The sequence below is a fragment of the Rhodonellum sp. genome, assembly GCF_030656585.1.
Lineage (GTDB): Bacteria > Bacteroidota > Bacteroidia > Cytophagales > Cyclobacteriaceae > Rhodonellum > Rhodonellum psychrophilum.
In genome coordinates this window covers 160,491-177,593 of the sequence record NZ_JAUSPP010000026.1, presented here as the reverse complement: position 1 = coordinate 177,593, position 17,103 = coordinate 160,491, and the positions used below count along the sequence as shown (strand labels likewise).

Annotated in this window: 18 protein-coding genes; 14 read left to right on the top strand and 4 right to left on the bottom strand. The window is 42.9% G+C overall.

The window, feature by feature from the left end; translation table 11 throughout:
- The first annotated feature begins 190 nt into the window (after positions 1 to 190).
- From yihA to Q7J63_RS06235, 3 genes are all read left to right on the top strand, one after another.
- On the top strand, positions 191 to 799 hold the full coding sequence (gene yihA / locus Q7J63_RS06245; RefSeq protein WP_019596745.1) for a ribosome biogenesis GTP-binding protein YihA/YsxC: 609 nt from the start codon (positions 191 to 193) through the stop codon (positions 797 to 799).
- A gap of 58 nt (positions 800 to 857) precedes the next feature.
- Positions 858 to 1,316: a DUF5606 domain-containing protein gene (locus Q7J63_RS06240; protein WP_019596746.1), complete on the top strand. Its 459-nt coding sequence runs from the start codon at positions 858 to 860 to the stop codon at positions 1,314 to 1,316.
- Positions 1,317 to 1,425: 109 nt separating this feature from the next.
- The gene (locus Q7J63_RS06235; protein WP_304884764.1) at positions 1,426 to 1,731 is read left to right on the top strand and encodes a hypothetical protein; all 306 of its coding nucleotides are present in this window, start codon (positions 1,426 to 1,428) and stop codon (positions 1,729 to 1,731) included.
- A gap of 52 nt (positions 1,732 to 1,783) precedes the next feature.
- On the opposite strand, the gene fbp is transcribed toward Q7J63_RS06235, so the two are convergent.
- Entirely contained in the window at positions 1,784 to 2,824 is a 1,041-nt protein-coding gene (gene fbp, locus Q7J63_RS06230; RefSeq protein ID WP_019596748.1) for a class 1 fructose-bisphosphatase, read from the bottom strand.
- A gap of 57 nt (positions 2,825 to 2,881) precedes the next feature.
- On the opposite strand from fbp, the gene Q7J63_RS06225 reads away from it, so the two are divergent.
- Entirely contained in the window at positions 2,882 to 4,147 is a 1,266-nt protein-coding gene (locus Q7J63_RS06225) for an aspartate kinase (protein WP_304884761.1), read from the top strand.
- Positions 4,148 to 4,226: 79 nt separating this feature from the next.
- On the opposite strand, the gene Q7J63_RS06220 is transcribed toward Q7J63_RS06225, so the two are convergent.
- Positions 4,227 to 4,712, bottom strand: a complete 486-nt coding sequence (locus tag Q7J63_RS06220; protein ID WP_019596750.1) for a low molecular weight protein-tyrosine-phosphatase — start codon at positions 4,710 to 4,712, stop codon at positions 4,227 to 4,229.
- Positions 4,713 to 5,024: 312 nt separating this feature from the next.
- On the opposite strand from Q7J63_RS06220, the gene Q7J63_RS06215 reads away from it, so the two are divergent.
- The 6 genes from Q7J63_RS06215 (at position 5,025) to panB (ending at position 9,877) form a co-directional block, all read left to right on the top strand.
- Positions 5,025 to 5,453, top strand: a complete 429-nt coding sequence (locus Q7J63_RS06215; protein ID WP_304884759.1) for a Fur family transcriptional regulator — start codon at positions 5,025 to 5,027, stop codon at positions 5,451 to 5,453.
- Between the two features lie 27 nt (positions 5,454 to 5,480).
- On the top strand, positions 5,481 to 6,110 hold the full coding sequence (locus tag Q7J63_RS06210; protein WP_019596752.1) for a peroxiredoxin: 630 nt from the start codon (positions 5,481 to 5,483) through the stop codon (positions 6,108 to 6,110).
- A gap of 115 nt (positions 6,111 to 6,225) precedes the next feature.
- Positions 6,226 to 7,473: a 3-deoxy-D-manno-octulosonic acid transferase gene (locus tag Q7J63_RS06205; RefSeq protein ID WP_304884757.1), complete on the top strand. Its 1,248-nt coding sequence runs from the start codon at positions 6,226 to 6,228 to the stop codon at positions 7,471 to 7,473.
- Positions 7,470 to 8,393, top strand: a complete 924-nt coding sequence (rsgA, locus tag Q7J63_RS06200; protein ID WP_304884755.1) for a ribosome small subunit-dependent GTPase A — start codon at positions 7,470 to 7,472, stop codon at positions 8,391 to 8,393. The genes Q7J63_RS06205 and rsgA overlap by 4 nt, the downstream gene beginning before the upstream one ends.
- Before the next feature lie 150 nt (positions 8,394 to 8,543).
- A complete protein-coding gene (locus Q7J63_RS06195) occupies positions 8,544 to 9,047 on the top strand; it encodes a phosphoribosyltransferase family protein (RefSeq protein WP_304884753.1) in 504 nt (167 codons plus the stop codon).
- Positions 9,048 to 9,055: 8 nt separating this feature from the next.
- The gene (gene panB, locus Q7J63_RS06190) at positions 9,056 to 9,877 is read left to right on the top strand and encodes a 3-methyl-2-oxobutanoate hydroxymethyltransferase (protein WP_019596756.1); all 822 of its coding nucleotides are present in this window, start codon (positions 9,056 to 9,058) and stop codon (positions 9,875 to 9,877) included.
- A gap of 16 nt (positions 9,878 to 9,893) precedes the next feature.
- Here the strand turns inward: panB and Q7J63_RS06185 are convergent, their stop codons facing one another.
- A complete protein-coding gene (locus tag Q7J63_RS06185) occupies positions 9,894 to 12,014 on the bottom strand; it encodes a T9SS type A sorting domain-containing protein (RefSeq protein ID WP_304884750.1) in 2,121 nt (706 codons plus the stop codon).
- 96 nt (positions 12,015 to 12,110) lie between these two features.
- Here Q7J63_RS06185 and murF point away from each other — a divergent pair, with 96 nt between their 5' ends.
- The gene (murF, locus tag Q7J63_RS06180) at positions 12,111 to 13,406 is read left to right on the top strand and encodes a UDP-N-acetylmuramoyl-tripeptide--D-alanyl-D-alanine ligase (RefSeq protein WP_304884748.1); all 1,296 of its coding nucleotides are present in this window, start codon (positions 12,111 to 12,113) and stop codon (positions 13,404 to 13,406) included.
- Between the two features lie 287 nt (positions 13,407 to 13,693).
- Here the strand turns inward: murF and xerD are convergent, their stop codons facing one another.
- Complete coding sequence (xerD, locus tag Q7J63_RS06175) at positions 13,694 to 14,599, bottom strand: site-specific tyrosine recombinase XerD (protein WP_304884746.1); 906 nt, start codon at positions 14,597 to 14,599, stop codon at positions 13,694 to 13,696.
- 220 nt (positions 14,600 to 14,819) lie between these two features.
- Between xerD and aroQ the strand changes: the two genes are divergently transcribed.
- From aroQ to Q7J63_RS06160, 3 genes are all read left to right on the top strand, one after another.
- Entirely contained in the window at positions 14,820 to 15,239 is a 420-nt protein-coding gene (gene aroQ, locus Q7J63_RS06170; protein ID WP_304884744.1) for a type II 3-dehydroquinate dehydratase, read from the top strand.
- A 9-nt stretch (positions 15,240 to 15,248) separates the two neighbouring features.
- Positions 15,249 to 16,304 carry an aminotransferase class V-fold PLP-dependent enzyme gene (locus tag Q7J63_RS06165; RefSeq protein ID WP_304884742.1) on the top strand — a complete coding sequence of 352 codons (1,056 nt, stop codon included), beginning with the start codon at positions 15,249 to 15,251 and terminating at the stop codon, positions 16,302 to 16,304.
- Between the two features lie 154 nt (positions 16,305 to 16,458).
- Positions 16,459 to 17,040, top strand: coding sequence for a MarC family protein (locus tag Q7J63_RS06160; protein WP_019596763.1), 582 nt, complete (start codon positions 16,459 to 16,461; stop codon positions 17,038 to 17,040).
- The last annotated feature ends 63 nt before the right edge of the window (positions 17,041 to 17,103 follow it).

Sequence of the window (17,103 nt, the reverse complement as noted above, 5' to 3'; positions counted from 1 at the left end):
TGGAAAAATGTTAAGGATATATCCACTTTCTATATTCCACTGCATCGGGGATAAATGGTAGAATACCGCTATTTGGGACGAGAAACCAGAGCATTTTGAATCTTGGAAACAAAGTAAAAGGGCTGGATTTGGATTCCTGCTGGTTGATTTTGGACTGAAAGCCTTATATTTGTGTTTAAATTAAAAAACAATGATCAAAACTGCCACCTTTTTAATCAGCAACACGGACCATGAAAAATGTCCTGCACCCAATAAACCAGAGTTTGCCTTTATCGGCCGCTCCAACGTGGGCAAGAGTTCTTTGATCAATATGCTCACCAATAACAAAAAACTAGCGAAAATCTCCGGAACCCCGGGAAAAACACAGCTGATCAATCATTTTGATATTGATGGGAAGTGGTACATGGTCGATTTGCCAGGTTATGGCTTTGCTAAGGTCAGCAAATCCCTGAAGGCCGATTGGGATAAAATGATCAAAAGTTATTTGACCAGCAGGGAAAATCTCGTTGCTGTATTCGTGCTGATCGACAGCAGGTTGGACCCCCAGAATCCTGATTTGGAATTTCTCACTTGGTGCGGAAAGAATGGGGTTCCCGTCGTGATCATTTTTACCAAGGCAGACAAACAGTCCAAGACCAAGACACACGCCTCTGTGGATAAATTCCTCAATGCCTCCGAAGCGATTTTCCAAGAAGCGCCACTTTATTTCATTACCTCCGCTGAAACAGCCGATGGAAAGAAGGATGTGGTTTCTTTTATAGAGGAACAAGTGAAAGAATATTACGCAACACCAAACTAAGATTTGGGCTTTATCATTGAAAGTCTATCTTTGCAGCCTGATTTAAGCAAACGATCATATGAAATTTAAAGAATTAGCAACAGTATCCGGCAAGCCCGGATTGTATAAAGTCTTAAAACCAACCAGAAGCGGCGTTATTCTCGAAGCTTTGGATGAAAAGAAAAGTAAATTGGTCGTCGGTGCCAGTCAACGTGTTTCCATTTTGAGCGAGATCTCCATCTATACCACGACGGAAGAAGGTGCCATCGCATTGGAAGACGTGATGAAAAAAATCGAAAAGGAATTTAAGGGAGATCTTGGTGTTGATGGTACTGCCGATGCGGATGAGCTGAAGGCATTCCTCAAGCATGTCCTTCCTGAGTTTGACGAAGACAGGGTATATGCTTCCGATATCAAAAAATTGATCACTTGGTACCAAATCATCAGAAAGCAGGTTCCGGAATCCTTGGAGGAAGTGGTTGCTGAAGAGGGCGCAGATGCCAACGTTGAGTCTTCGGAAGATTCAAAAGAGGCTTAATTCCCTTAGGTATTTAAGCTTTCTTTACGGTTGAATTAACAAACGAAGCGGAAATTCATTGTGAATTTCCGCTTCGTTTGTTTTGAGCATTTTTCAAAATCAAGAATTGATGGAACCTTCCCTACTGCAAGAAGCCATACAGCTCCTTCAAAAGGATTTTGACCTTCCGGCCGTTCAATCCGAACTGACCGAGGAGCAGCTGGTCCTTTTATTTACCCCTGTGCTTCAGCATCTCCTCAACAGGGATTTTGAGCGCTTGCTTCAAATTTGTTACAAAATAGACTTGGGCGAGAACACCTTCAAACACATCCTGCACGAAAGTGAGCCCAATGAAATGGCTTCCGATTTGGCAAGAGCCATCATCGCCCGACACAAGTTGAAAATCGAAATCCGCAGAAGGTATTCCGCAGGCTGATTGACACCGGATCAATCCCGCAAAAGCCTTTGGTTTTGAGTAGGAAAACCGTTTATTTTTCGTGAATACTTTCTTGTTTCACCTCCAAAAAAGATTCCGCCTCCACGACCATTTTGGTGGATCCAATGTAAAGAGGCGTTCTTTGGTGGAGGGAATTTGGAATGATGTCCAAAATTCTATCTTTCCCGTCAGTTGCCCTTGCTCCAGCTTGCTCTGCGATAAAAGCGAGTGCATTTGCCTCATAGAGCAGCCTGAGTTTTCCGGTTGGGGATTTTTTGGTTTTGGGATAAATGTAGATTCCGCCTTTCAGAAGATTCCTGTGAAAATCCGCTACCAAGCTGCCGATATAGCGGGCATTGTATTCTTTTCTTTTGCAATGATCGAGGTAAGATTTGAGCCCATCTTCAAAGGAATGGTAGGACCCTTCGTTGATGCTGTAGATTTTCCCGGTTTTTGGAGCGCAGATATCGGGATGGGAAAGGAAAAATTCTCCAAGGGATTGCTCGTAGGTAAATCCATTCACACCGTTGCCTGTGGTGTACACCAACATGGTGGAAGAACCATAAAGCACATATCCAGCGGCCACTTGCTGGTTTCCGGGTTGCATGATATCTTCAGGTTGAATGGGGCTTCCAGTTGGTGTTACCCTGCGGTAAATTGAAAAAATGGTCCCAATTGAGATATTGACATCAATATTGGAAGATCCATCCAGTGGATCGATTGCGATCACGTATTTTCCGGAGCTGTTTTGAAGGTCGATCACTTCATCGTCTTCCTCAGAGACCACTGCGCAGACTTCGCCTCCTTTGGTCAATGCTCGTGTAAAGCGAATGTTGGCGATCACATCCAGTTTTTGCTGCTCTTCTCCCTGAACATTGGTTTGGCCAAAGGCCCCTCCAATATTGGAAAGACCGGCACGATTGGTTTCCCGATTTACTATCTTTGTCGCCAAGGCAATGTCCCTGAGCAGTTGGGAAAGTTCTCCCGAAGCAAAAGGGAAATCATCCTGTTTCTTCTTGATAAATCTGTCCAGGGTTACGCCTACAGAATAGGCTAAAGTGGAATTGTCTGGAGTGTAGGGCTTGATTTTCATGTCTTTTAAAAATACAATTTTTGAGTTTAATAGTGGAAAATTACAATTAATATTTTGATGTCAAAAACAATTGTGTTCAAATTTGGGGGTGCATCTGTAAAAGATGCAAAATCCATCGAAAACCTATTCAATATTTTATTCAATCGATTGCGAAATCGTACTCTCATCGTTATTTCGGCGATGGGAAAGACGACGAATGGTTTGGAAGAGATTTTGAGATTGAAATTAAATGGGGATTTGACATCTTCGAATAGTGCAAAAATCAAGGATTTTCATTTAGGCATTTGCCGAGAAATATTCCCTCCGGAAAGCATGATTTTCTCGATCATCGAAAATCTTTTTATGCAAATGGACAGGGATCTGGACAAGCCGCTTACGCAGGAGAATTATGATGCCTATTATGATCAGATTGTTTCCTATGGGGAATTGCTCTCTTCTCGGATTTTGCAGGAATATCTTTGTTTCAAGGGGATATTCTGTATTTGGCAGGATGCCCGTGAAATCATCTCGACCAATAGCAATTACCGTTTTGCAGAGGTGGATTGGGACAAAACGAAAAACCTTTGTCTGAAACATTTGGGATCCAAATTGGAGCAGTATCCTGTCGTTACCCAAGGTTTTATCGGTGCGGATCCGAAAGGCAAAACGACTACTTTGGGAAGGGAAGGCTCGGACTTTACTGCCGCGATCCTTGCTTTTTGCCTGAATGCACAATCAGTCACCATTTGGAAAGATGTGGATGGTGTCCGAAATGCCGATCCAAAACGGTTTTCCGACACGGTCAAGTTTGAGGAGTTGGATTATCGGGAAGCTGCAGAGTTGGCATTTTACGGAGCCTCCGTAATCCATCCCAAAACAATCAAACCGCTGGCAAACCTGTTCATTCCTCTATATGTGAAGTCATTTTTATCCCCCGAAGCTGTCGGTACCAAGATCTGTCAGGTTTCAGAGCCCATGCACATCCCTTGCACCGTGGTCAAGGACAATCAGATTCTGGTGAGTTTTAGGGTGACGGATTTCACTTTCATAGCAGAATCCCACATTCATCGGGTGTATGAAGTCCTGAAGAAGCTCAAATTGAAGGTGAACATGTTGCAGGTATCCGCCATCAGTATTTCCATCGTCATTGATATGGAAATGTTTGCCTTGGATCAACTCATTTCCACACTCCAAAATGACTTTTCGGTGAAATACAATGATGCCCTTCAACTGATTACTGTAAAAAACCAAAATGCAGATTTGGTGGAAGCACTCTTAAAAGGGAAGGAAGCATTGTTGGAACAGGTGACAAGATCCACCTTTCAATTTGTCCATAAGCCCTGATTGCAGTCGGAGCGATTGGTTCAGTTGGCTTGGTCAAGTGAGCTTTCCGGAATCTTAAAAAATATAAGGGGAATCCGGCTCAGACGAAAATTTTATGTTCGGATTTCAAATGCTCAAGGAGGCTGTTGATGGAATCGTCCAGTATGTTGTAAACCAAGTCAAATCCATCCTCATTTCCATAATAGGGGTCCGGCACATCGATGTGATCAGGATCCGATTGGAATTCCCGCATCAAGAACACCTTTTTGTGCTTGAGTCCGGATTGTTTGATTTGTTCTTGAATGTTGGATTTGTTGGAATCGTCCATCGCAATGATATATTGAAATTCACGAATATCCACCCTGTGGATCTGTCTCCCCCGATGGTCGATGGGGATATTGTTTCTTTTGGCGCACTTCAGGGTTCGCTCGTCCGGCAACTCACCAATGTGGTAATCAGAGGTTCCGCAACTGTCACTGGAAAATTTATCGATAAGATTCTGTGCTTTTAACTTGTGATTGAAAATAGCTTCAGCCAAGGGAGACCTGCAGATGTTGCCCAAACACACGAATAATACTTTGATCATAAAAAAGACTGATTGCTATTTATTAATTGAAGTAAAGACCAAGTTAAATAAATTTTAACAACCCCGCTCAAAGTTGGCAATCTTATCGGAATAAAAAAGAAAATTATTTACGAAATATTATTCTTAATAATCTGACATGCTGTTCAATATAAGGATATAACCTTTCAATACCCCCGTATTTATAAGGGTAAAACCCCAAAAACACAAAACACACAAAATATTATTTGGGATAAATTTTGTGATTATGTCAATAAAGGATACCTTTGTGTAACAATTCGCAAATGATAATGGTTATCTATTAGAAATTATTCAATGAATCTGGAATTTGTCAAAAATAAAGTAACACAAAGTGGATTAAAATTCACCCACCAGCGGATGGTGATCTACAATGCGCTTTACAATGCCGAAGAACATCCTACGGCAGAGTTGGTTTTTGATCAAATAAAGTTAGCCAACCCCACAGTTTCATTGGGCACGGTCTACAAAACATTGGATAGCTTTGTACAAGCCGGGATCATCCAGAAATTCATGGATCAGAATGGTTTGATGCGTTTTGATGCCATCGTGGAGGCCCATAGCCATCTTTATTGCATGGAATCCCATGAAATCAGGGATTACCGAAATGTAGAATTGGAAAAATTGCTGAATGAATTCATTCAATCCCATCCCGTAGCGGGTTTTCAGGTGGATGAGATTTCGGTGGTTTTCAAAGGATTTAAAAAACCGGAAATCTTCAATTAGAACTTTATAAACAAAAACAATAATATTATGTCATTAGTAGGAAAAAAAGCACCCTTATTTTCTGTTCCAGCGGTAATCAATGGAGAAGAAATCGTTGAGAATTTTTCTTTGGATCAATACCTTGGAAAAAAAGACGTTGTTTTCTTCTTCTATCCAAAGGATTTTACTTTCGTTTGTCCAACTGAAATTTTGGCTTTCCAAGAGAAATTGGGTGAATTTGAAAAAAGAGGCGTAGCTGTAGTGGCTGCATCTACGGATTCCGAAGAATCTCATTTGGCTTGGTTGAACCTTCCAAAAGAACAAGGCGGTATCATGGGTGTCACTTACCCAATCGTAGCCGATGGCGCGAAGACAGTTGCCCACAACTTTGGCGTATTGGCTGGAGAATGGAATTATTCAGAAGATGGAGAATTGACTTTCGAAGGAGCTCCTGTGGCTTATAGAGGTACTTTCTTGATCGACAAAAATGGTGTCGTAAGACAAGAAACCATCAATGACCTTCCATTGGGAAGAAACATCGACGAAATGATCCGTTTGGTAGATGCCCTTCACCACGTGGAGAAATTTGGTGAAGTTTGTCCAGCCAACTGGGAAGATGGAAAAGAGGCAATGAGTGCAACCAAAGAAGGTGTTGCCGCTTATTTGAGCAAAAATTGATACAAGCTTTAAATTAAGAATAAAAACCCTGGCCTCGGTCAGGGTTTTTTGCTTTTTGGGAAGATCGGTGGTTGAAATGGAATCTTTATGGACTGTAATGCCTATTTTTGCTCCGATGAAGCCAATTTATGATTTTTCCACCCATCTTTTTTCCACCTTGGCAAAAATAGCCACAGGGACCAATTCCAAGTTGGGGAAATTGGTGGACGGTAGGGAAAACCTGTTTAGGAAGCTTGCCGAATTCAGGAAAAACTTTACTGCCCCGATTGCTTGGTTTCATGTCGCCTCTTTGGGGGAATATGAGCAAGCAAGGCCGGTAATCGCGGAATTGAAAAGAAAAATGCCCGAATATGGAGTTGTAGTCAGTTTTTTTAGCCCCTCTGGATTTGATCACGTGTCCAATAAAAGCCAATCAGATGTGGATTTCATCACCTACCTGCCGATAGACACGCCGCGCAATGCGAAAATGTTTTTGGGGATTCTTCAGCCCGCACTTGCTTTTTTTGTGAAATATGACCTTTGGGCAAACCATATTTTTACAGCGAAAAAAATGAAGATCCCGCTCTTTTTGATTTCCGCCTCCATGCGTACGGATCAGATTTATTTCAAGGTTTATGGGGGGTTTTTCAGGAAAATATTGGAGTCCTTTGCACATATTTTTACACAGAACAGAGAAACGATCGATTTATTGGAAGGCGTCGGGATTGGCTGCACGACCTTGACTGGGGATACCCGATACGATCGGGTGAAGCAGATCAGTGGAGATTCGAAGGATTTTCCTGAAATAAAGGCTTTTGTGGAAGACAAACCCGTCTTGGTGGTAGGCTCCGCTTGGGAGGAAGACATGGATTTGATTCTTCCATTTATCAATACACATTCTGAGTATTGCTACATCGTCGCTCCCCATGACATCAATGTCCAGGCAATCGAAAAATGGCAGAAGAGAATCGTGAGAAAATCCATCAAATATTCGGAAATCGGCAAAAACCAGAGCGCCGACGTGCTTTTTATTGACAATATTGGAATGCTTTCCTCGCTTTATCAGTATGCCCGCATAGCTTATATTGGTGGAGCATTTGGAAAGGGATTGCACAATATATTGGAGCCTTTGGCCTATGGCATACCGGTGGTTTTCGGGAATCTCCAAAAAGTGACTAAATTTCCGGAAGCTGAGATCAGCAAAAACCAGGGCTGTGGTTTTTCCGTGTCCACCGAAAAGGAATTTGAGGAAATCATGGGTGAATTGGAAGACCCGGAAGTGTATCAAAAAGCATGTTCTTCTGCAGAGAAACTGGTTTCGGGAAATCTCGGAAGCGCTGCAAAAATTATCCAATCAGTTATGGATCAAATAAAAAAATCATGAAGGGAAGGGTCATCAAATCCACCGGAAGTTGGTATATCGTGAAGGCAGGAGACGAATTGTTGAAATGCCGGTTAAGGGGAAAGTTCAAGCAAGACGACCTGAAGCTCACCAATCCCATTGCCGTTGGGGATTATGTGGAGATCAAAAAGGAAGCAGATCAACCAACTTGGACAATTGATGAAATCCACCTCAGGGAGAATTACATTATCAGAAAGTCTACGCGAAAGAACCATTTTTCGCATATCATTGCCTCGAACATCGATCAGGCTTTTTTGATGGTGACCTTGAATAACCCAAGGACATCCCTGGGATTTATCGATCGGTTTTTGGTCAGCACTGAAAGTTTTAGGATTCCCGCGACCATCGTGGTGAACAAAACAGATTTGATCCATAAGGAAAAGGACAAAGAATACCTTCAGGATATCCGGGAGATTTATGAACCATTGGGTTATCCGGTGTTGGAGATTTCCGCATTGAATGAAGGTGACCTAAAGGAAAAATTTCTCCCTCTTCTGAAGGGGAAAACCACACTGCTTTCCGGACATTCTGGCGTCGGGAAATCTACCTTGCTGAACAAACTCATTCCTGAAGCCCAGCAACAAACCAAGGAGATATCAAAATTCAGTGCAAAAGGTGTACACACGACGACTTTTGCGGAAATGTTTGCGCTCGAGGGGGGGGGATATTTGATTGACACACCTGGGATCAAGGAATTCGGGATTTTGGATATTGATGATAATGTTTTGTCCCATTATTTTGTGGAAATGAGAAAATATTTGGGTCAATGTAAATACAATGATTGCCGCCACCTCAATGAACCCGGTTGTGTCGTGTTGGAGAAGTTAGAGGAAGGGTATATCCATCCCTATCGATATGACAGTTACATCAATATTTTGACTGAGGAGGATTCTCATCGGTAAGGGGGTTGTCATGTTCAGGAATGGATTTGAGTCAATTTATATTCAAAGTATAGCGTGGATTTCGTCAAACTGGAACTTTCTTCTCCAAACCTTTGAATCAATCCTTATTTACTTTAATTTTCGTTCCTTATTACCTTTAAGCAGAGAAGCATGAGCGAAACAATGACCTTGGTGCTGAACCACAGGCAGATTCAGCAGAAAATCACCAGAATGGCTTTTGAAATCTATGAGCGAAATGTTGCCGAAGAAGGGGTGATTTTTGCTGGGATTTCAGGTATGGGCTATATTTTGGCAGGATTGCTGGCAGAAAAACTCAGGGAAATTTCCCCGCTAAATGTAAAGGTTGTCGAGATTCTGTTGGAAAAAGATGCGGTTGTCCAAGGCAAAGTCAGCCTATCCGACGAAATTTCTTTTGACGACAAATGCCTTATCCTTGTTGATGATGTGCTCAATACCGGCAAAACCCTGGCGTATTCACTCAAGCCATTTTTGGAATCCCCCATTAAAAAAATTGAAATCGCCGTTTTGGTCAACAGAAGCCACAAGCTCTTCCCGGTTACCCCGGATTATGCTGGTCTTGAGTTGTCCACTACCTTAAGCGAGCACATCACCGTTGATCTCTCTTCTGATCAATTTTCCGTTCACCTACACTGATTTTTGAAATGTCCGTACACCAATCCTCCAATATCAAAAGAATCACTACCCATATCCTTCAGGAAATGAAATCGAGGGGGGAAAAAATATCCATGCTGACCGCTTACGATTATTCCATGGCGGGAATCGTGGACGAAGCGGGAGTGGACATCATCCTTGTAGGAGATTCAGCTTCCAACGTAATGGCTGGTCATGAAACCACCTTGCCCATTACCTTGGACCAAATGATCTATCATGCATCTGCCGTAGTTCGTGCCGTGAAGAGGGCATTTGTGGTTGTGGACATTCCTTTTGGTTCCTATCAAGGCAATAGCTCTGAGGCCTTGCGTTCAACTATCAGGATCATGAAAGAGTCTGGTGCACATGCCGTGAAAGTTGAAGGAGGTTCAGAAATCAAAGAATCTGTCATCAGAATATTGAGTGCAGGAGTGCCGGTCATGGGACATTTGGGCCTCACGCCACAATCCATATATAAATTTGGAACCTACACCGTAAGGGCCAAGGAAGAAGAAGAAGCCAACAAATTGCTGGAAGACGCCAAGTTGCTGGAAAGCTGTGGATGCTTTGCCATCGTATTGGAAAAAATCCCGGCCAAGCTGGCCAAAAAAGTAGCAGAAACGGTAACGATCCCCGTGATCGGCATCGGTGCTGGAGGAGATGTGGATGGACAGGTGCTTGTGGTGCATGACATGTTGGGCATCACCCAAGAATTTAAGCCCCGCTTCCTCAGACAATATGCGGACCTAAGGACCACCATGCTTGGAGCGGTCGAACATTATATCAAGGATGTGAAGTCAAGAGATTTCCCGAATGAATCGGAAAGTTATTGAGCCTGGATTTCAGGGCTTAGTCTTTGATGATGATTTTTTTGCTGACACTTTGCCCTTTTTCACTCACCAACTGAAGAATGTAAAGACCCGGGGAAAGTATTGAAGCATCGATTTCCATTTCAATGTTTGCCTTTATTTCACCATTTTCCCAAATCACCTGACCAATGCTTGTAATCAACCTTGCATTGGTCACCTGGGAAGAAATAATTTTGAAAGGGCCAGTACTGGGATTGGGGAAAACCTTCACTAAAAAATCATTCTCAGAAGGGATTTGTTCGCTGGAAATACTTTTTAAATACTGAAGTCCACCCCCATTATTCCCAATTACAAGGTCAAAATTTTCTCCAAAGGGTTTTGGGATATGGGCAATCCATGAATTTCTGCTCAATCTGCTCTGTCCTGTTTGGTTGTCCAACAATCTTAATGAAATGGATTCCCTCACATTGCTGTTCATGAAGTTTTCAAGATAGGCCAAAACACCTCTTTGGTCGACCACATACAGGGAAGGCAATGCCCCTGAGATGAGGTGAACGTTCAGGTTTCTTGAAGCAGGATTGTCAGAAAAACCAAGAAAATCCCTTTGATTGAGTCGGATGGTGATGTCGGGTGCAAAATCCACATCGAATAGAACCAGTTCGCCGGTTTGTTTCGCCAAAAGCAGATAATCCTTTTTTTGATAGGAGAAAAACTCAAAATGATCCATCGGTCGGATGCCAGTCACGGGAATGGTCACCTCCTTTGATTCGGCAAGATTCTCCTTGTTGATCACAAACAGTTTTTTGACCAGGGCAAAATTGAGGGTGTCAGTCCCTGCAAACCATGAAGTATTCTGGTTTTTGGAATTGACAAACTCTTGGTATTGGAGATCTGTCAATCCAAGGTTTGAAAGCCCTAAATAGTCGCTTTCCTGTAGACTCCAGTTTTCATTTTCCACCTTGAAAAGGGAAGCTTTTCCCACAATTTGCCCATTTTGAAGGCTGTTGGCGGTGATTATCATTTCGCCATTGCTGCTGTTTCCCCTGAAAAACGGTCTGGAATTTTCACCCAGATCCAACATTTCTTTTTGTAGGAAAGCAGTGCTGATCAGGGATGTATTTTCGCCCAAACTGAACTGGTAAATCGAGTTGGCAAAGTCAGTTTGATATTGTGCGGCCACTGCTGAGGAATTGCTGCTGATCAACAATTGGTTTTGGAATAAATAGGAGGTGTGGAATATTGGGAATTCCGGCAAAGGTCCCAATCCGGGCAATTCAGTCGAAAATTCATCGAACAAAGGTTGGGCATTTGTTCCTTTGTTGACCAAAAAATACAAAGTGTTGCATTGGTCCTGACCCATCAAGAGGTCCCTGATGCCATCCCCGTCAAAATCTGAATACAGAATAGAATGTCCCCCAGAATGCAGGATCCTTTGATTCTCTGGAAAATCCATTGCTCTGGAGATTGGCAAACCTGAGCAAGTGATGCCAAAGCTGAAGCTTCCGCAACCACAGAATTCAAATTTTCCCCAACGGGTTTCCGGAAAAGCAAAGCCGTCAATGTCCGCAACTCCTTTTCTTTCCACGCTGGTGTTGAGATAAAATTCCAAAAAATCCCCGGAAGCAAAATTGAACGTGGCAATATCCAGATCTCCGTCACCGTCCAAATCCATGATGATGGGGATATCCAAGTTGTTTGCCTGTAAATTGGAGCCATTGTCCAATCGAAGAAAATTCTGGGCCGATTCCCACACCGGAAATTTCCCGTTTGTGGGAGTACTGTTGCGATAGGCTTTGATCCCCAAGGTGCTACTGGTGAAAAGGTCCTTTTTGCCATCCCCGTCGAAGTCTGCCAGAACCAGAAATCCATTGACATCCGAGGGGAAATAGTAACTCATCTCCGGCAAAAAGGTAATTTCATCTTCGACAATCTTGAATACAGAAACCCTTCTGGTGTTGATGTCCCAAGCAATCAATTCCTCGACTCCATCATTGTCTACATCCATTTCCTGAAACTGGGAAGCGTTAATTCCCCCTGCAAAAGGCATCAACAAGGATTTTCCGGCTACGGTCACCTTGACTTGTTGATCAAGTTCGAATGCGGTTTGGGAAAAAGCGAATGTTGTGAGAATCAAAAAAATCAGGACAAGGAAATGCTTCATGGGTTTGTTTCAAATGAATTCTTAAAATTAAACGTTAGAATTTGTTATAAGATGTTTTGTATTCCTTTAATTTTGGCCTTTCAAGAAAAATATTCCATGGACATCACCGCACTCTATTCCCATTTTATTTCTTCCACAGGAGTCAGTTCCGACACAAGAAAGATCGAAAAAGGAAACCTGTTTTTTGCCTTGAAGGGGCCCAGTTTCAATGCAAACGATTTTGCACCCCAAGCATTAGAAGCCGGTGCAGCCTTGGTGGTCGTGGATGAAGAGAGGGTGATTCCTGTAGGTGATACCCGTTATTTCTTGGTTGAGGATGTTTTGACCGCCTTGCAGAAATTGGCAAATCACCATCGGAAACAGCTGGATATCCCAATCATAGGCCTGACGGGAAGCAATGGAAAGACTACTTCCAAAGAACTTATCCAGGCGGTTTTGAAGCAAAAATTCAAGACAGTCGCGACCGTTGGAAATCTCAATAACCACATTGGCGTACCCTTGACCTTGCTTTCCATCGGAAGGGATGCGGAAATCGCCATCATTGAAATGGGGGCAAACAAGCCAGGGGATATCAAGGAACTTTGTGATATTGCCGAGCCTACACATGGTTTTATTACCAATATTGGTCGTGCACATTTGGAAGGAATGGGGGGAATAGAAGGTGTTTTGAAGACGAAAACAGAGCTTTTTCAATTTTTAAGAGAAACGAAAGGGACCGTATTTATCAATACCCAAGACCCAATGCTTTCCAATATGGCCAAACGGTTTGATTCCCCTGTTTTGTACCCGGGAGCGGACGATTTTTGTCAGGTAAGTTTTGAAGGGGCGGATCCCTTTGTCAAGTTCAAGGTTGAAAATGATCCGATAGTCTACCAATCCGCCTTGATCGGCGCTTATAATTTTGGAAACATTGCTACCGCCTTGACCGTCGGGAAATATTTTGGTGTGCCGATGGAAAAAGCCGTGGAGGGAATCCTGGGTTACCATCCGTCCAACATGCGTTCTCAATTGATCGAAAAACGCAGCAATTTGATTATTTTGGATGCTTACAATGCCAACCCATCCAGTATGGAGGTAGCGATCAAAGCTTTTGGGGAAATGACTGGCAGAAAACACAAAATGGTCATCTTGGGAGACATGTTTGAATTGGGGGAAAGTGCCGAAGCCGAACACCAAAAATTGGGTGAATGGGTCTGTCAGTATGATTTTGACAAGGTGTGTTTTACGGGGAATCTTACCCAGGCCGCTTTGTCAAAAGCACCAAAATCGCTGTATTTTCCAGATCCATTTTCTCTTCGGAATTGGCTGGAGGATTCCAAATTCGAGGATTACCTGATTTTGATTAAGGGCAGTAGGGGGATGAAATTGGAAGGTCTCGTGAATTTTATTTAGTGTTTGAAAAATCGTCTTCACTGGTTTTCCACATGAATTCAGAAGCTCAAAAAGCAGCATATCCCTTTGTTGCTTTTTGAGCTTCTGTAGATTTGGTGTTTTGGGTTTCTTTAACCCGCCTTATGCATTACGGACTCAACTCAATATTGTAATTAACTGACAATCAATTGGGTGTAGACTATTTTTGATTTCACGCTATTGGTGTCAGGAATTATTCTACCAATAGGCTGATTTTCTTTCAGTTTCAATCCCATTTGGAAACCTATTGCATATTTCGGGGTAAAAATTTATTTTCTCGGGTGAAACTCGACCAGGACTTGTCTCAAGTAATCCCTGTCCAGATGCGTGTAGATCTCTGTTGTGGTGATGCTTTCATGTCCTAACATTTCCTGTACGGCCCTCAGATCTGCCCCACCTTCTATCAAATGCGTGGCAAAACTATGTCGAAATGTATGTGGACTTACGTTTTTGTTGATGCCAACCTCTGCGACTTGTTTTTTGATCATCAGGAATATCATGACACGGCTGAGTTTTTTTCCCCTTCTGTTGAGGAAAACAAACTGTTCATGGCCTTTTGCGGGATCGGGATGCTGCCTCGAGTCTTCGATGTAGATTTTTAGGTACTTGAGCGCATCCGATCCGATCGGGACCAGTCTTTCCTTGTTGCCTTTGCCGATGACCCGGATAAATCCGATGTCTGCGTAGATGTTTCCGATTTTTAAATCCACCAGCTCAGAAACCCTCAGGCCACTGCTGTAGAGGACTTCCAGGATGGCACGGTTGCGCTGCCCTTCGCCGACACCTGTCTGGACATTGTCCAGGATCTGGGAGATTTCCTGAAAGCTGAGCGTGTCGGGCAGTTTACGGCCAAGTTTGGGTGCTTCCAGAAGCTGGGCAGGATCTTCATGGATCAGGTCCTCAAACATCAAGTATTTATAGAAGGCTTTGATTCCGGAAATGATCCTCGCTTGGGAATATTCTGATATTTCCAATTCAGCTATCCCGTTGACAAAATATCGAAGGTGTTGGAGTTTTACCTCCTCAGGCCGGACCTCTGGAAAACTGTTTTCCATAAAACGGCTGAGTTTTTCCATATCCTGCAAGTACGCCAAAATGGAGTTTTTGCTCAGGGAACGCTCGATCCTGAGGTAATGCTGGAATTTTTTGATGGAATTTCCCCATTGACTGGCCATCCGGTAAAGATAAGCGATGGAATCGGAGAACCGAACAGGACTGGTTTTAATGTCAGCACCAAAAGTTTCTCGAAAAGCCCTTTTCGCTGGAGGCTTGTTTTGGCAATGTAAATTTCTGGGGAAGTTTCAGTCAGAAACCAATTTTGGGAAGGCAATTTCAAATGCATTCCTTAACTTTATATCGAATATTTATTCAAGCCACCACTAACAAATTTTTGTTTTGAAAATCATCATTATCAATGGTCCCAATCTCAATCTTCTGGGAAAAAGAGAGCCTGAAATTTATGGCACCACTTCATTTGAAGAATATTTTGAATCCTTGAAAGGCCAATTTCCCAATGTGGACCTCCACTATTTTCAAAGTAACATAGAAGGAGAACTTATCGACAAAATCCATGCGGTAGGATTCAGTTTTAACGCCATTTTGCTGAATGCGGGGGGCTATACCCACACTTCCGTTGCCATTTCGGATGCGATCGCCGGTGTGCCTACACCCACACTTGAAGTCCACATCTCCAATATTTATAAAAGGGAAGAGTTTCGACACAAAAGCATCATTTCCAAAGAATGTGTCGGGATGATTTCCGGTCTTGGTTTGAAGGGCTATGCCTTGGGGATTTCTTATTTTCTACCAGTTTAATTTAAACCTATGTTGACATTTGCTCCGGGACCTTCCAAGGTCTATGATTCCCTTCCCAAGTACATGCAGGAAGCCTATTCTGAAGGTATTTTAAGTGCCAACCACAGAAGTGCGGCATTTATGAATCTCTACCAGGAAACAGAGAACCTGCTCAAGGAAAAACTTCATGTACCGGCAGACTATAAATTGCTGTTTACTTCCAGTGCCACCGAGAACTGGGAAATCATCAACCAGTCGATCGTACAGGCGGCGAGCTATCATATTTTTTCAGGCTCATTTGGAAAAAAATGGTTTGATTATGCCCAACACATCACACCCAAATCGGCAGCCTTAAAGCTTGATCCCGAGCAGGAAATAGACGTGGAAGGCTTGGATATCTCCGCAGATTTCGACTTGATTGCCATTACCCAAAACGAAACTTCCAATGCGACTCAGGTCAAAAATGAGTTGATTGCTGCGATAGCCGACAAATATCCAGAGAAAATGATCGCCGTGGACACAACCTCCTCCATGGCTGGAATTGAGCTTGATTTTTCTTTGGCGGACATCTGGTATGCATCGGTCCAGAAGTGTTTCGGGTTACCCGCGGGTCTTGGGATTCTGATTCTTTCTCCGAAGGCGATCGCAAAGGTGAAAGAAAAGGGAGAGTCCGGTCGGTACAACAGCCTGAGCTTTATGTTGGAAAATGCCGAAAACTTCCAGACACATTATACCCCCAATGTTCTTGGGATTTACCTGCTGTACAGGGTACTGAAGGATATGCCTGAAATCCAGCATGTGGACAAGTTGATAAAAGAACGGATGAGGATTTTGGAAACCACCATTGCCCGCAGTCCCAAATTGAGAATGTTGATCCAAAACGCGGAGACGAGAAGCTCCACGGTGATGGGGATTTCGGGAAAACAGGAGTTTATTACAGAAGTGAAAAAAGCAGCAGAAAAGGAAGGCATGCAGATGGGGAGTGGTTATGGAGCTTTGAAGCCGACCAGCTTCAGGATTGCTAATTTCCCGGCCATTACCGATGCCGAATTTGACAAGTTGATTTCCTTTCTCAAGAATTATTGATCAGTAGCTTAGGATTTGCTGACCTGTCCTTCCCCGAATCCAAATTCTTTGGTTTTGGGGAAGGATTTTTTTTGGTAGTCTCCCAAAAGAATATTAATCTGTAAAAATGGATTTTGCCAAAGATTAGATTTACCTTTGTGCAAAATTTTAGGAAATGTTCGATTTAAAGCAAATTTTGTCTGTCACCTTGATCCTGTTTTCCGTCATTGATATCTTGGGATCCATCCCCATAGTGGTCAATTTGAGGAAGAAAGTTGGCCATATCCAATCCGAAAAAGCAACACTGGCAGCGGGATTTTTGATGATCCTTTTTCTTTTGGTGGGAAAATCCATTCTTAATCTCTTTGGGATCGGTGTGGAAGATTTTGCCATTGCCGGTGCGCTGATCATTTTTGCCTTGGGCGCTGAAATGATTTTGGGAATCGAACTTTTCAAACCTGATCCAGAAGCATCCAGCGGAGCATCCATCGTCCCGATCGCCTTTCCACTGATCGCAGGTGCAGGCACCTTGACGACTATTTTGACCCTAAAATCAGAATATACCCAAGCCAATATTGCTGTTGGCATTGTGATCAACTTGGTGATCGTTTACGGGGTTTTGAAAAGTACCAACTGGCTGGAAAGAAAATTGGGCAAAACCGGATTGGATGTGTTGCGCAGGATTTTTGGCATTATTCTCCTTTCCATAGCGATCAAGATCTTTAAGGGAGCGCTTTTTTCCGGGGAGATGATTTAATTCTGTTTGCGTATTTAAAATTTAATAAATCGAAGATCATGGGAAAAGATCCGCTTGTTGGAG